Raw genomic sequence first — 15,650 nt, forward strand, 5'->3', positions numbered from 1 at the left:
CCGTATGTAACGTCTTAATGGTGAACCAATGAACCGCAAACTGAGACGAGCCAACCTGAAAGCAAGCGAGCCGACGCCCCACGAGACCGGCAATGTAATCAACTACATGCGGCAGGGTCGCTACGCAGAGGCGGCGCATCTTGCAAAGGGCCTTACCGAACGGTTCCCCGATCATGGTTTCGGCTGGAAGATACTGGGGATCTGCACCTTGCTGCTGGGGCAGAACGGGGATGCGCTGCCCCTGTTCCTGAAGGCCGCCGGCCTGTTGCCCGACGACCCGGATATCCACTGCAATATCGGCATCATCTACTATGAGCTGAATCAGCTCAACGAGGCTGAATACTACTGCCGCTACGCGCTGAAGCTGCGGCCGAACGACGCCATCGCGCACAACAATCTCGGCAACATTCTGAGCAGCCTGGGGCGGCTGGACGAGGCGGAAGCCTGTTTCCGCCGCGCCATCGAGAACAACCCGGATCTGGCTCAGGCGCACTACAACCTCGGCTCCGCGCTTCAGGCCCTGGGCCGCCTGGAGGAAGCGGAGAGCTGCTATCGCCGCGCAACGGCAATCAGACCGACGTATGAGGAGGCCTACGCGAGCCTCGGCAACGTCCTTAAGGAAATGGGCCGCCTGGATGAGGCGCTCGAAAGCTGGAAACTGTCTCTCGCGCACCAGGAAGATTGGACAAACGCATTACGGCGCCTGACCAATCCCCTGCTCATGGACGGGGATCTGACCCGCGGTCCCGAGTATCCCGCCGCGGACGCGGCAGAGGGACAGCCGCGGCAACTATCGTCACATCCGGCGGCGGCATCCGTAGAGTCGCTCGACCGGAAGTATCGGGTCCCCTCCCATGGGCATGACGGATCTGCCGAAGCGGGAGCCGTTGCCGGGAGAGACGAAAACGCGCCCCGCCCCCTGCGCATTGTGTTGGTCTACCCTCCGTTGTGGCAGATACCGTCCGCGGATCTGGCCGTACCGGAAGGCATGCCGTTCGGCCCGCCCGCCACCGCCGGCGGACCGGTCGCCATCAGCAGGGAACTCAAGACCATTACCCAAGGCGTGCTGTCCATCGCGGCCCAGGCGAAAAAAGCCGGGCACGACGTCCGCGTGTACAATCTGTTCAACGCGCCCTGGGCCGACATCGTGGCCCTCATCGCCGGAACCGGGGCCGACGTGTACGGCGTATCCGCCTACAACTCCAACCGGCGCGGCATGGGTGCGCTGTGCGCCCTGATCAGACAGTATCATCCGCACGCCCACATTACCGTCGGCGGCCCCTTCGCAACGACGCTCCCCCTTGAAACGCTGCGCTATTACCGCGCGATCGATACGGTTGTCGTCGGCGAAGGCGAAGAGACCTTCATGGAACTGCTCGACCATATCCGCTCGCACCGGCCGGCAGTTGGAATCCCGGGCACTGCGTGGCGAAACGGCGACGAGGTGGCGCTCGGTCCAGTGCGCCCCCGGATCGGCGACCTCGACACGCTTGCATCCCATTTTGACTACTATTCAAGCAATATCGTGATGACGTCGCGCGGCTGCCCTTCCAAATGCTCGTTCTGCGGCAATCCCGTATTGTGGGGACGGAAGATCCGTTTTTACTCCACAGACTACTGCATTGACATGTTCAGGAAGGCACTGGCCCGGCTGCCGGTGCCCTACCTCATGATCGCAGACGACACCTTCACCGCCAACCAGCAGCGTACCCTGAACATGTGCGACGCGATCATCGGGAACAAGCTCGACTTTCTCTGGAGCTGCAGCACCCGCGTGGATGCCATGGAGGACAAGGTACTGCACAGGATGAGGCGGGCAGGCTGCCAGGAGATCATGATCGGGGTGGAATCGGGGTCACCGGAGATCCTTGAGAGGATACACAAGGGGATCACCCCCGAAATGGTCCTCACGGTGACCCGCGCGGCCAAAAAGTACGGCATGCTCGTCCACTACTACATGATGGTGATCAATCGTGGAGAGACGCCCGACACGCTCCAGGCGAGCATCGACCTGATCAAGGCCGGTCGGCCCAACAGCTACGACCTCACGCCACTGATGTTTCTTCCGGGCACGGAAGACTACGGTCATCTGTGCGAACAACAGGGATTGACCTCGGATATCTTCTTCCGGAACGACTTCATGGATATATCCGTGGAAAGAAAGCGCAAAAAAGACCTGGATACGGTCATGCAGCATCTTTACTGCAGCATCGGAACCATCGGCGGCTACGAATATACCGTAGCGGAAAGGGAAGCCGTCGTGGAGCATCTGCCCGACGTGCCCACCGTCCATGTGGAGCTCGCCAACGCATACCTTCGCGCGGGCCAGTTAGACAAAGCCACGGCGGCATTGACTCGGGCAGAGGAGCTGGGCTTCCCCATCGGCAACATCATCCTCAACCAGCACGCGTGCATTGCCCTTGCACGCAATCAGATCGACACGTCCCTCGATTTCCTGGAGCGGGCGTGCCGGTCCTTCCCTGACGTCACGGTGAAGGGCAACTACGATAAACTGGCGGCCTGGATCGACAGCCGTACGAGCGGCCAGGTCAAGCCGTGCCTGCTGTGCGATTCCGTCCGGGCCCAGGATTTCGTGTTCCGCGCCGATGAAACCGCACCATAGTGTGCCGGTGCCACCCTGACCACCACTTTCCCACCCTGCACGGCCCCGCTCACGCGGGGCCTTCGTTTTTCCCTCCCCGGCCTCCGGCACGCGCGGTCTCTCCGTCTTGATGACTTCTTGATGCGTTTCCCCCCTCTTTTGAGCCTGCTTTGAGGCGCTTTCCGCTAGGGTAGTAACAAAGAGTTCACGCGGGAGGACGGCCATGAAAGTCTATTTTTTCGATTGCGCCACGGGCGTGTACCAGGGTGAGGGGTTCGAGGACGAGGCAGTGATCGAGATGATCGAAGGGGTCACGGTCGTGGCGCCGCCACCCTATCGCAAAGGGGAAATACCGGTCTACCAGTGCGAACGCAAGGCATGGACAGTGAAGCCTCTCTCGCCTGAGACAGAAACCGGGCCAACGCCGGGTTGACCGGCCGTGCGGGCTCCTCTTTCGACCTGGCGGGGCCGCAGGACGGTACTTGTCCCGGCCGGTCGGTACCGAGAAAACAATCCAGCAAAACGCCGCACGGCACCGGCTTCACTGCCCCCTCACCAATGCTCCCGTTCGCAATGCAATAAGGGCCGGTCCCGGCGAGAAGCCGTAAGCGTGCTAGACTTAATGACATCGATCAATTCGGAGACTGTCTCATGAACGTGTACGAATCGCTGCAAACAGTTCTCTTGTTTGTCGTTCTCCTGGCCATGGTCAAGCCCCTGGGCACCTTCATGGCCCGGGTATTCCAGGGGGAGCGGACGATCCTCTCACCCGTCCTCGCGCCCGCCGAGAGCCTCCTCTACGGGGTTTGCGGAGTGAACAGTGAAGAGGAGATGGACTGGAAGCGCTATGCCCGGGCCATGGTCCTCTTCAATCTGGTCATTTTCGCGACACTTTTCGCCATGCTGATGCTGCAGCACCTGTTGCCGCTCAATCCGCAGAAGTTTCCGGCCTTCAGCTGGCAACTGGCCCTCAACACCGCCGTCAGTTTCACCACGAATACCAACTGGCAGGCCTATGCGGGTGAACAGGCGGCCAGCTACTTCACCCAGATGGTTGGGCTGACGGTGCACAACTTCGTCTCCGCCGCCACCGGCATTGCCGTGGCCATCGCAGTTATTCGCGGCTTCGCGCGGCGCACGACCTCCGCGCTGGGCAACTTCTGGGTCGACCTGACCCGCGCGACGCTCTACATCCTGGTACCGATCTCCCTGATCGCCGCCCTCGTCCTCGTTTCCCAGGGGGTGATCCAGAACTTCAGCGCCTACCAGGCGGTGTCCCTGGTGCAGCCGGTCACCTACGACACGCCGAAGCGTGACGGCACGGGAAGCCCGGTCAAGGACCCCACGGGAAATCCGGTCACCGAACGTGTGACCGCCAAGGAGGTCACGATCCCCATGGGGCCGGTCGCTTCCCAGGAAGCGATCAAGGAACTGGGGACCAACGGCGGCGGCTTCTTCAACGCCAACTCGGCCCATCCGTTCGAGAACCCCACTCCCCTTTCCAACATGCTGGAGATCCTGCTCATCCTCCTCATCCCGTTCTCCCTCACCTACACCTTCGGCGCCATGGTGGGGAATACCCGCCAGGGCTGGACCCTCCTCGGGGTCATGCTCCTGATCCTGCTGGCCTCCTTTGCGGTGCTTCAGGGTGTTGAATCGGGCGGCAATCCGCTGGTGACAAAGCTCGGCGTTCACGGGGCCAACATGGAAGGAAAGGATACCCGCTTCGGCCTGGCCGGAAGCAGCCTTTTCACGGTCGCAACCACCGGCACATCCTGCGGCGCGGTGAACACTATGCACGACTCCCTCACTCCGATCGGCGGCATGATCCCCATGAGCCTGATGCTCCTGGGTGAACTGGTTCCCGGCGGGGTCGGCTCCGGCCTCTACACCATGCTCGCCTTCGCCGTGATCGCAGTATTCGTCTCGGGCCTGATGATCGGGCGCACGCCGGAATACCTGGGGAAAAAAATCGAGGTGCGGGAGATGTGGATGTCGGTCGTCACGGTTTTGGCTGCCGGCGTCATGGTGCTGATACTTTCGGGAATCGCCATGATCTCTCCGTCCGCCGTGGCCGCCATGGCCAATCCAGGAGCCCACGGCCTCTCCGAGGTCCTCTACGCCTTCGCCTCCATGGCCAACAACAACGGGAGCGCCTTTGCGGGGCTCTCGGCCAACACGACCTTCTACAACATCCTCGGCGCCCTGGCAATGATCGTCGGACGGTTCGCCCCGGCAGTGGCGGTGCTCGCCATGGCCGGCTCCCTGGCGGAGAAGAAATACGTACCGCCGAGCCTCGGGACCCTGCCGACGGACAAGGTGCCGTTCGCCCTCTGGCTGACCCTGGTCATCCTCATCGTCGGTGCGCTCACCTTTTTCCCGGCGCTGTCGCTCGGGCCGATCGTGGAGCACCTGACCATGACGATGTAGGGGCGAATCTTGTATTCGCCCGCTCGGTGGGCGATCACAAGGATCGCCCCTACAGGAGACGATAATGACCAAACACGCCCCGCAGCCGATATCCATTTTCGATCCGCAGATCATGCGGCCCGCCCTGATCGAATCCTTCAGGAAGCTCGACCCCCGCACCCTCTGGCGCAACCCGGTCATGTTCATGGTGGAAATTGCCAGCATCATCACCCTGGCAACCTTCTTCATGTCGCTTGCCGGCGCGGGGGAGGAGCCGGCCTGGTTCACCGGCCTCGTGTCGCTCTGGCTCTGGTTGACGGTCATCTTCGCCACCTTCTCCGAGGCGTTGGCGGAGGGGCGCGGTAAAGCGCGCGCCGCCAGTCTGCGGAAGACCCGCACCGAGGTGATGGCCAAACGGCTCAACAAGCCGGAATTCGGCAGTGATTTTACCGTGGTCGGCGCCAATCAGCTCTGCAAGGATGACTATATCCTGGTGGAGGCGGGAGAGCTGATTGCGGGCGATGGCGATGTCTTCGCCGGCGCGGCCCTGGTGAACGAGGCAGCGGTGACCGGCGAGTCGGCGCCGGTGGTGCGGGAATCAGGTGGAGACCGGAGCGCCGTCACCGGCGGGACCAAGGTGATCGCCAACGCCATCATCGTCAGGATCACCGCCAATCCGGGTGAGACCTTCCTCGACCGGATGATCTCCATGATCGAGGGGGCCAAGCGACGCAAGACCCCCAACGAAATCGCCCTGGAGGTGCTCCTCATCGCGCTTACGGCAGTCTTCCTGCTCGTGTGCGCCAACATCAGCCCCCTCTCCGTCTACAGCGTGAGGGCTGCCGGTCAGGGGTCGCCGGTATCGCTCACGGTCCTGGTCGCCCTCTTCGTCTGCCTGGCGCCAACCACCATTGCCGCTCTGCTGCCCGCCATCGGCATCGCCGGCATGGACCGGCTCTTCCAGAAAAACGTCATTGCCCTGTCGGGACGGGCCATCGAGGCGGCCGGAGATGTTAACGTGCTCCTTCTCGACAAAACCGGGACCATAACCCTGGGAAACCGTGAGGCGGTGGAGTTCATCCCGGTCGGCGGACACACCGACAAGGAGGTCGCGGAAGCGGCGCTCATGGCGTCATTGACCGATGAAACTCCCGAAGGGAGGAGCATCGTGGTGCTGGCCAAACAGAAGTACGGCATGAAGGCGGAGGCGCTCGCGGCAGATGCCGAAACCGTCACCTTCAGCGCCGAAACCCGCTTGTCCGGTCTTAATGCCGGCGGCAGACAGTACCGCAAGGGGGCTTCCGACTCGACGGCCGCCTTCGTCAAAAGCCTGGGGGGAAAGAGCATCCCGGGCGATCTGGAGGCTGTGGTGGACAAAGTCGCCCGTGCCGGGGCAACTCCGCTCGTGGTCAGCTGCGACGCCGAGATTCTCGGGGTGGTCAACCTGAAGGACATCATCAAGGGAGGCATCCAGGAACGGTTCCAGCAACTGCGGAGCATGGGGATCAAGACCGTTATGATCACCGGCGACAACCCCCTCACCGCCGCGGCAATCGCCGCCGAGGCACAGGTGGACGACTTCCTCGCCCAGGCAAAGCCCGAGGAGAAACTCCGCCTGATCCGGGAGAACCAGGCAGCCGGGTACATGGTGGCCATGACCGGCGACGGTACCAACGACGCCCCCGCCCTGGCCCAGGCGGACGTGGCGGTAGCCATGAACACGGGCACCCAGCCGGCCAGGGAGGCTGCCAACATCATCGATCTGGACTCGAACCCGACGAAGCTCCTCGATATCGTAGAGGTTGGGAAACAGATCCTCATGACCCGCGGAAACCTTACCACGTTCAGCATCTCCAACGATATCGCCAAATATTTCGCTATCGTCCCGGCGATGATGCTTTCCGTCTACCCCCAGTTGGGAGCGTTGAACATCATGGGTCTGGCGACCCCCATGAGCGCCATCCTGTCGGCCGTCATCTTCAATGCGGTAATCATTCTTCTGCTGGTGCCGCTGGCGTTGAAGGGAACGAAGTTCCGACCGATGCCGGCCGAGAAGCTGCTGATCAACAACCTCCTGATCTACGGGTTGGGAGGGGTAATCGCGCCATTCGTCGGCATCAAGGCGATTGACATGGTGGTGGGGCTGTTTGTGTGACTACGGTGCAGGGGCAATTCATGAATTGCCCTACGGGAGAACATCATGAAAGAACTGAAACCCGCCATCCTGATGCTCATCATCTTCACCATCCTCTGCGGCGGCATCTACCCGGCGGTCGTCACCGGCATCGCCCAGGCCGTATTCCCGAAGCAGGCCAAGGGGAGCCTCATCACCGATGCGCGGGGACGTGAGGTCGGCTCGACCCTCATCGGACAACCATTCTCCGGGCCGAAGTATTTCTGGCCCCGTCCCTCGGCCACCCCTGAATTCGGTTACAACCCGGCCGGTTCCGGGGGTTCCAATGCCGGCCCCGCCAATCCTGCATACCTGAAAACGGTCGGAGAGCGGATCAAGGCTCTCCGTGACGCCGGCATCAAGGGCAGCATACCGGCTGATCTTGTCCAGGCCTCGGCCAGCGGCCTTGACCCCCATATCTCGCCGGAAGCGGCGAAGGTGCAGATCCCCCGCGTCGCCAGGGCCCGCGGGATGAGCGCAGGGGCGTTGAGCAGGCTCATCGCCGCCCATACAGAGGACCGTCAGCTCGGCTTCCTTGGAGAACCGCGGATTAACGTGCTTGCTCTGAATCTGGCATTGGATACACTGATGCCATGAGTGATATGGACGACGAGAGACGCCCCTCGCCGGAGGCGATGCTGAAGCTGGCCCAGGCCGAAGAGGCCGAGGCAAAGCGGGGGAAGCTGAAGATCTTCCTCGGCTACGCCGCCGGTGTCGGCAAGACCTACGCCATGCTGCAGGCGGCCCGGGAGCGCAGGCATGAAGGGCGCGACGTGGTGGCCGCCTACGTGGAATCCCACGGCCGACCGGAAACCGATGCACTCCTGGAAGGGCTGGAAATCCTCCCCGCGGCCCGGATCGAGTACCAGGGGGTCATGCTCCCGGAGCTGGATATCGACGGGGTGCTGGCCCGCCGGCCCCAGCTCGCCCTGGTGGACGAGCTGGCCCACACCAACGCGCCAGGCTCCCGGCACGAGAAGCGCTGGCAGGACGTGGAGGAACTGCTGGCGGCCGGCATCGACGTCTTCACCACGGTCAACGTCCAGCACTTCGAGAGCCTCAACGACGTGGTGGCGCAGATCACCGGCATCGCCGTGCGCGAGACCGTGCCGGACCGCCTCCTGGACCTGGCGGCGGAGATCCGGTTGGTGGACATCCCGCCGGAGGATCTCCTGCAGCGGTTGCGCGAAGGGAAGGTCTACGTGCCGGAGCAGGCCGCGTTTGCCGCGGAAAAGTTCTTCCGCGCCGGCAACCTGATCGCCCTGCGGGAGCTATCGCTCCGCCGCGCCGCGGTCCGCGTGGACGAAGAGATGCGGGCCTACATGGAGGCGCGGGCCATTCCGGGCCCCTGGCCGGCGGCCGAGCGGCTTCTGGTGAGCATCAGCGGCAGCCCGTTCAGCGAGCGGCTGATCCGGACCACCCGCCGCCTGGCGGACGAACTGAAGGCCCCCTGGTTCACGGTCTACGTGGAGACCCCCGGCAACGGCAGGCATGAGCAGGAAAACCGGAAACGGGTCTGGAAGGATCTCCGCCTGGCGGAAAGCCTCGGCGCCCAGGTCGCCACCGTCACCGCCACGTCGGTGGCGGAGGCGCTCATCGACTACGCCCGCAGGCACAACGTGACCAGGATCGTGGTCGGCAAGCCGGCAAAGCCGCGCTGGCGCGAGTTTCTGCGCCTCCCCCTGGTCGACCGGATTATCCGCCTGAGCGGCGCCATCGATGTGCACGTGGTCAGCTACGAGCCGGCCGAGGCCGGAAAGGGGCCGGTCCTTCCCGTACGGAGGGGGCCGATCTCCTTCTCCGGCTACCTGGCGAGCCTGGCACTGGTCGTCGCGGCCTCCCTGGCCTGCCTCCTGCTCCGTCCCTTCCTGGCGCCGACCAACATGGTCATGATCTACCTGCTGGCAGTGGTGCTGGCGGCACTGAGGCTCGGCCTCAAGCCGGCCATCCTCACGGCCTTTCTGGGGGTCCTGGCCTTCGACTTCTTCTTCATTCCGCCGCACCTGACCTTTGCCGTGGCAGACACCCAGTACCTGATCACCTTTGTCGCCCTGTTCACCGTGGGCGTGGTCATCAGCACCCTGGTCTCCACGGTGCGCGAACGGGCCGAGGCCGTGCGGGAACGGGAGGAGCAGACCGCCTCCCTCTACTATCTGAGCCGCGACCTGGCAGCAGCCGCCGACATCGAGACCCTCGTGGCCGCCGTGATCAGGAACATCGGCGAGACCCTGTTCGCCAGGGCCGCCGTGCTCCTTCCCGAGGGAGACCGGCTCAGAGTCGCCGCCGCCAGCAAGGGGCTCAAGCCCGACGTCAAGGAGATGGCCGTGGCCGACTGGGCGTTCCGCAACCGCCAGACCGCGGGCCAGGGGACCGAAACCCTCGCCTCGGCGGGATTTCTCTACCTGCCGCTCCAGACATCGGGCTCCGTCCTCGGGGTGCTGGGGGTCAGGCTGAAAAACGATGCCGATTACCGCTCCACCCAGGTCCGCCGCATGCTGGACGCATTCACCTCCCAGACCGCCATGGCCCTCGAGCGGGTCCAGCTCTCCCGGCAGGCCGAGCAGGCCCAGATCCTCCAGGCCCGCGAGAACCTCGAACGGGCCCTGCTCAACTCCATCTCCCACGACCTGCGTACCCCCCTGGTCGCCATCACCGGCGCCCTGGACACCCTGCGCGACAAGGTCCATACCCTGGCCGACGAATCCCGGCTGGAACTGCTCGACACCGCGTGGGAAGAGGCAGAGCGGCTGAACCGCTTCGTGGGCAACCTCCTCGACATGACCCGCCTGGAGTCCGGGGCGATCAAACTGAAACGGGAGCTGAGCGATGTTCAGGACTTGATCGGGTGCGCCCTGGCGGCCCTGGAGCGGCGGATCGGCGAGCGCGGGATCGACGTGCGCCTTGCTCCCGACCTGCCCCTGGTCAGGATAGACATGGTCCTGATGACCCAGGTGCTGGTCAATCTGCTCGACAATGCGCTGAAATATTCGCCGCCCGACAGCGGCGTGGAGATAACGGCCCGGGTGGACGGAGGCAGGCTCCGCATCGAGATGGCAGACCGCGGCCCGGGCATTCCCGAGCAGGACCTGAAGCGGGTATTCGACAAGTTCTACCGCATTGCGGTTCCCGAAGGGGCGCAGGGAACCGGGCTGGGGCTTTCCATCTGCAAAGGAATCGTCGAGGCCCACGGCGGCTCCATCCGGGCCGAGAACCGGACCGGGGGCGGGCTCCGGGTGATCGTGACCCTGCCGCTGGCCGGCGGGGCGAAAGAGGGTGTTTCCCATGGGCCATGAAGCGAACGCCATCAACCGGCCGCGGATCCTGATCGTGGACGACGAAGCGGCGATCCGCCGCTTTCTCCGCACCGTCCTCGACGCGGAGGAGTTCTCGCTCCACCAGGCCGAAACGGGTCACGCCGCGCTGGCCGCAGCCGCGGCCATCCGGCCCGATCTCATCCTCCTGGATCTGGGGCTGCCGGACCTGGACGGGGTGGAGGTCATCAGGCGGATCAGGGAGTGGTCGCCGGTGCCGATCATCGTGCTGTCGGTCCGGGAGCGGGAGGACGACAAGGTGCATGCCCTGGATGCCGGGGCGGACGACTACCTGACCAAGCCCTTCGGCATCGGGGAACTGCTGGCGAGGATGCGGGTGGTACTGCGCCGCTCCATCCGGCAGGCGCCCGAACCGATCTGCCGGATCGGCGGGCTTGAGGTGGATCTGCCGCGCCGCCGCGTGACCGTGGACGGAGTCGAGGTACAGCTCACCCCCACCGAGTACGAGCTGCTGCGCCTCCTGGCGGTCCACGCCGGCAAGGTCCTGACCCACAGCCAGATCCTCCGGCAGATCTGGGGGGTTGCCCATGTGGAACAGCCCCATGTGCTGCGGGTGAACATCAGCAATCTCCGCCGCAAGATCGAGTCCGATCCCACGCGCCCCCGCTACCTCCTGACCGAGCCCGGGGTCGGCTATCGTTTGAAGGCCGAGTGACCAGGGGCTCAACCATCAGGGGACAATCTGATGCTTGACCTGCCGGGGGAACGGGGCATACTATGGGGGACATTCATGCAGCCGAGATCCGTTCGCGAGAACGGGTGCGGGGGACCCACTTCGGGGGCGTATTCCGGCAATGGCGCCGGATAGAGGACTTTCAGCCTCGAGCCCGTCAGCTAACCTCGTAGGCATCTGGAAGGGCACGACAGCGGTTTCAGGGCCGCCGGCGCCTGCCGGCGGCTTTTCCGTTTCCCGCCCCTTCATGCATATCTTCCGGGAGGCGCGTACATGAAGACTGAAGCCCAATCCTACTGGGGCGGCATCATCAAATCCATGGGCCTGGTGTTCGGCGACATCGGCACCAGCCCCATCTACACCCTCACGGTCATCATGACCCTGACCAAGCCCGACGCGGAGCACGTGCTCGGCATCCTCTCCCTCATCGTCTGGACCCTCATCATCCTCGTCACGGTCGAGTACGCCTGGCTGGCCATGAGCCTGGGCCGCAAGGGCGAAGGGGGAACCATCGTCCTGAAGGAGATCCTGATCCGGCTGCTCAAATCGGGACGCCAGATGGCCTTTGCGGGCTTTCTCGCCTTCCTCGGCGTCTCGCTGCTCCTGGGCGACGGCGTCATCACCCCGGCCATCAGTATCCTCTCCGCCGTGGAGGGAATGCGGCTGATCCCCGGCCTGGAGGACCTGGCCCAGGGGGGGCTGATCCTGGTGGCCGCGGTCATCGCGGTGTTTCTCTTCATCTTCCAGTTCAAGGGAACGGACAAGGTGGCCAGCGCCTTCGGCCCCATCATGGTCGTCTGGTTCTCGGCCCTGACGGTGTCGGGGCTGGTCTCGATCATCGGCACCCCCACGGTGGTCCAGGCGATCAGCCCCCACCACGCCGTCCTCTTCCTCAAGCACAACGGCCTGGCCGGCTTTTTCGTCCTCTCCGAGGTCATCCTCTGCGCCACCGGCGGCGAGGCCCTCTACGCCGACATGGGGCACCTGGGGAGAAAGCCGATCATCCGGGCCTGGTACTTCGTCTTCTGTGCCCTGGTCATCAACTACCTGGGCCAGGGGGCCTTCATCCTGCGCAACCCCGAGGCCAAGAACATCCTCTTCTCCATGGTGAAGAGCCAGGTGCCGATGCTCTACATCCCGTTCCTGCTCCTCACCATCTCGGCCACGATCATCGCCTCCCAGGCCCTGATCAGCGGGGTGTTCTCCATCGTCTACCAGGGGATCACCACCCGCATCCTGCCGCTGATGAAAGTGGATTACACCTCGACCCACCTGAAGTCCCAGATCTACATCGGCTCGGTCAACTGGTCGCTCCTGGTGGCGGTCATCTTCATCATGATCCTGTTCCAGCGGTCGGAAAACCTGGCCGCGGCCTACGGCCTGGCGGTGACCGGCACCATGTTCATCACCGGCATCATGATGACCATGATCTTCTCCCGCACCACCAAGAAGTGGAAGGTCCCCATCGCCCTGGCCGTGACCGTGATCGACTTCGCCTATCTCACCGCCAACCTGCACAAGCTGCCCCACGGCGGCTACTGGTCCCTGGTGCTCGCCTCCATCCCCCTGGCGATCATGGTGATCTGGACCCGGGGCCAGCGGGCCCTCTACCGCTCCCTCAAGCCCCTGGACCTGGACACCTTCCTCCTCTCCTACGAGCAAATCTACGCCAAGGGGCACAACATCCCCGGCACCGGGCTCTTTTTCGTGCGGGAGACCCCCGTGGTGCCCCCCTACGTGATCCACTGCATCATCAGGAGCAACATCATCTACGAGCGGAACGTGTTCGTCTCCCTGACGCGGACCGACGAGCCCTTTGACGTGAGGACGAAGCTGACGCGGGGAATCGGCACCGGGCTCGATGCCTTCGAGGTCAACGCCGGCTACATGGAGCGGCTGGACATCGAGAAACTGCTCAAGAAACACGGGGTCGAGGAAAAGGTCATCTTTTACGGCATCGAGGACATCGACACCAGCAACCCCGTCTGGCGGATCTTTGCCACCATCAAGCGCCAGAGTGCCAACTTCGTCCAGTTCAACAAGCTGCCGGTCAGCAAGCTTCAGGGGGTGGTGACGCGGGTCGAAATGTAGCAGGGACGTTTTTCAACAGCCTGTTAGGTGTTCAGGAAGGTTTCAAAGGCCTGCCGGAGCGGAGCCCCCTCCCCTTCGACCACGTTGTAGAAGGCGCGCAGCACCGGCCGGCCGGTGCCGGTGAGGCGAGCGATGTCGATGGGGGTGGCGGCCACCACCAAGTCGCACGGTACCGAGTCGATGGTCAGGGCCAGGTCGGCCACCTGGGCGGGGCTGTAGCCCATGGCCGGGAGGACCGGCCCGATGTGGGGCCAGGCGGCATAGACATCCCGCAGCGAGCCCGCCGCCCAGGGGCGCGGGTCGACCACCTCCGCGGCGCCGTACTGGCGGGCTGCGGCAAGCCCGGCGCCCGAGGGCATGGAGCCGTGGGTGATGGTGGGGCCGTCCTCGATCACCAGCACCCGCTTCCCCCTGATCCGTTCGCCGTCCGCCACGGTGATGACCGATTCCGTCCGCACCAGCGCGGCCGACGGGTTCGCGCTCCGGGCCGCCCCCTCCACCGCCGCCACGGCCGCCGGTTCCGCGGCGTTCACCTTGTTCACCACCACCACTGCCGCCCGGCGCAGGTTCACCTCCCCCGGATACCAGGAGGTTTCATGGCCGGGGCGCAGGGGGTCCGCCACCACGATCTCCAGGTCGGGTCGGAAAAAGGGGAGGTCGTTGTTCCCCCCGTCCCAGATGATGACCGCCGCTTCCTTCTCCGCCCGTCGCAGAATCCGGCGGTAATCCACCCCGGCGTAAACGATGGCCCCGTGGTCCAGGAGGTGCTCGTACTCCTCCCGTTCCTCGATGGTGCACCGGAAGCGGTCCAGGTCGGCCATGCTCTCCATCCGCTCCACGGCCTGGGCGGCCAGGTCACCGTAGGGCATGGGGTGGCGGACCACCACGGGGCGGATTCCCCGCTCCCGCAGGATATCGCAGAAATAGCGGACCACCTGGCTCTTGCCGCAGCCGGTGCGCACCGCGCAGACCGAGACCACCGGGAGCCGGCTCGCGAGCATGGTGGCGTCGGGCCCCAGCAGGGTGAAATCGGCCCCGCAGGCCAGCACGCGGGAGGCCGTGTGCATCAGGCGCTCATGGGCCACGTCGCTGTAGGCGAATACCACCTGCTCCGCCCTGAGGCGGCGGATGAGCTCCTCCAGCTGCTCTTCGGGGACAATGGGGATGCCGTGGGGATAGAGTGTTCCGGCCAGCTCCGCCGGGTAGCGCCGGTCGCTGATGTAGGGAATCTGGGTTGCGGTGAAGGCCACCACCCGGCAGGCCGGGTTGTCCCGGAAGCAGCAGTTGAAGTTGTGAAAGTCCCGCCCGGCCGCCCCCATGATGATGATCCGTTTCCGCTTCATGTCGTCCCTCCGGTTATCTCAGTCCCCGCCGTTCCCGCCACCGCGGCCTCGATCTCGTCCAGATGGCAGATGACGGCCCGCGTGCCGCCCCCCCGGACAAAGCGGACGGCCGCCTCCACCTTCGGCCCCATGGAGCCGGGAGGAAACTCGCCCGCCGCCAGCAACTGCTCCGCCCGCGCCGCGTCCAGCCGCCGCAGGAACGTCTCCCCTGCCGTGCCGAAGCCGGTGGCCACCCCGGCCACGTCCGTGGCGATGACCAGGGTATCCACCCCCACTTCCCGGCCGAGGCAGGCGCTGGCCAGGTCCTTGTCGATCACCGCATCCACGCCGTGAAAGGCGCGGCCCTCCCGGGTCACGGGGATGCCGCCGCCCCCGCAGCAGACCACGATGAAATCCATCTCCACCAGCCGTTGGATCTCGTCCTTCTCCACCACGGTCAGGGGCTCGGGCGAGGCCACCACCCGGCGGAATCCCCGGGGGGTGCTCACCATGGGCCAGGTGAAGCGCGCGGCCTCCTCCGCCGTGTAGTGGGGGCCGATGGGCTTGGTGGGGGTGCGGAACGCGGGATCGTCCTCCGCCACCTGCACGTAGCTGATCAGGCTCACCAGGCACCGCTTCGCCCCGCCCAGGGCCAGGAGTTCGCTCTCCAGGGTCGATTCGATCATGTAGCCGATCTGCCCCTGGGTCTGGGCCACCAGGATCTCCAGGGGCATGGCCGGCACCTCGGCGCATGACTCCTGCTGCATGAGGAGGTTGCCCACCTGGGGCCCGTTGCCGTGGGTGATGATGAGCCGGTACCGGTCGGTCAACCGGGCGATCTGCCCCATGGGACGCCGCAGGTTGGCGAACTGCTCCGCGCAGGTCCCCCGTTCGCCAGGGCGGATCAGGGCGTTGCCGCCGAGGGCAACCAGCAGGATGGGCCGGGTCGGGCTGTCGGTCATGGGTTCTCCCCTGTGGTGATCTGTCTGCCGCGGCCGGTGCCGGGGCGCGGTTTTCATGAATGACTCTGGAATGGTACCACAGGGAT

10 protein-coding genes and 1 riboswitch are annotated in these 15,650 nt (G+C 64.7%); of the genes, 8 read left to right on the plus strand and 2 right to left on the minus strand.

Annotated elements, in window-relative coordinates; genetic code table 11:
* Positions 1-28: 28 nt before the first annotated feature.
* The 8 genes from GS_RS12450 to GS_RS12485 all read left to right on the plus strand — a co-directional run bounded on the left by GS_RS12450 (position 29) and on the right by GS_RS12485 (position 13,280).
* Positions 29-2,623: a B12-binding domain-containing radical SAM protein gene (locus tag GS_RS12450; RefSeq protein ID WP_010943114.1), complete on the plus strand. Its 2,595-nt coding sequence runs from the start codon at positions 29-31 to the stop codon at positions 2,621-2,623.
* Between the two features lie 202 nt (positions 2,624-2,825).
* A complete protein-coding gene (locus GS_RS12455; RefSeq protein ID WP_010943115.1) occupies positions 2,826-3,035 on the plus strand; it encodes a hypothetical protein in 210 nt (69 codons plus the stop codon).
* A 218-nt stretch (positions 3,036-3,253) separates the two neighbouring features.
* Positions 3,254-5,032 (plus strand): potassium-transporting ATPase subunit KdpA, encoded by a 1,779-nt coding sequence (kdpA, locus tag GS_RS12460; RefSeq protein ID WP_010943117.1) that lies wholly within the window; start codon positions 3,254-3,256, stop codon positions 5,030-5,032.
* A gap of 64 nt (positions 5,033-5,096) precedes the next feature.
* Positions 5,097-7,166: a potassium-transporting ATPase subunit KdpB gene (gene kdpB, locus GS_RS12465; RefSeq protein WP_010943118.1), complete on the plus strand. Its 2,070-nt coding sequence runs from the start codon at positions 5,097-5,099 to the stop codon at positions 7,164-7,166.
* Between the two features lie 45 nt (positions 7,167-7,211).
* On the plus strand, positions 7,212-7,781 hold the full coding sequence (gene kdpC / locus GS_RS12470; RefSeq protein WP_010943119.1) for a potassium-transporting ATPase subunit KdpC: 570 nt from the start codon (positions 7,212-7,214) through the stop codon (positions 7,779-7,781).
* Positions 7,778-10,477: a sensor histidine kinase gene (locus tag GS_RS12475; protein WP_010943120.1), complete on the plus strand. Its 2,700-nt coding sequence runs from the start codon at positions 7,778-7,780 to the stop codon at positions 10,475-10,477. The genes kdpC and GS_RS12475 overlap by 4 nt, the downstream gene beginning before the upstream one ends.
* On the plus strand, positions 10,467-11,171 hold the full coding sequence (locus GS_RS12480) for a response regulator (protein ID WP_010943121.1): 705 nt from the start codon (positions 10,467-10,469) through the stop codon (positions 11,169-11,171). The genes GS_RS12475 and GS_RS12480 overlap by 11 nt, the downstream gene beginning before the upstream one ends.
* A 69-nt stretch (positions 11,172-11,240) precedes the next feature.
* A riboswitch (cyclic di-AMP (ydaO/yuaA leader) is annotated at positions 11,241-11,380 on the plus strand.
* 82 nt (positions 11,381-11,462) lie between these two features.
* Positions 11,463-13,280, plus strand: a complete 1,818-nt coding sequence (locus GS_RS12485; RefSeq protein WP_010943122.1) for a KUP/HAK/KT family potassium transporter — start codon at positions 11,463-11,465, stop codon at positions 13,278-13,280.
* 23 nt (positions 13,281-13,303) lie between these two features.
* Here the strand turns inward: GS_RS12485 and GS_RS12490 are convergent, their stop codons facing one another.
* Both GS_RS12490 and arcC read right to left on the minus strand, forming a co-directional pair.
* On the minus strand, positions 13,304-14,623 hold the full coding sequence (locus GS_RS12490; protein WP_010943123.1) for a cyclic 2,3-diphosphoglycerate synthase: 1,320 nt from the start codon (positions 14,621-14,623) through the stop codon (positions 13,304-13,306).
* Positions 14,620-15,564 carry a carbamate kinase gene (gene arcC, locus GS_RS12495; protein ID WP_010943124.1) on the minus strand — a complete coding sequence of 315 codons (945 nt, stop codon included), beginning with the start codon at positions 15,562-15,564 and terminating at the stop codon, positions 14,620-14,622. Before arcC ends, GS_RS12490 begins: the two co-directional genes overlap by 4 nt.
* Positions 15,565-15,650: the final 86 nt, after the last annotated feature.

It is taken from the genome of Geobacter sulfurreducens PCA, from assembly GCF_000007985.2.
Lineage (GTDB): Bacteria > Desulfobacterota > Desulfuromonadia > Geobacterales > Geobacteraceae > Geobacter > Geobacter sulfurreducens.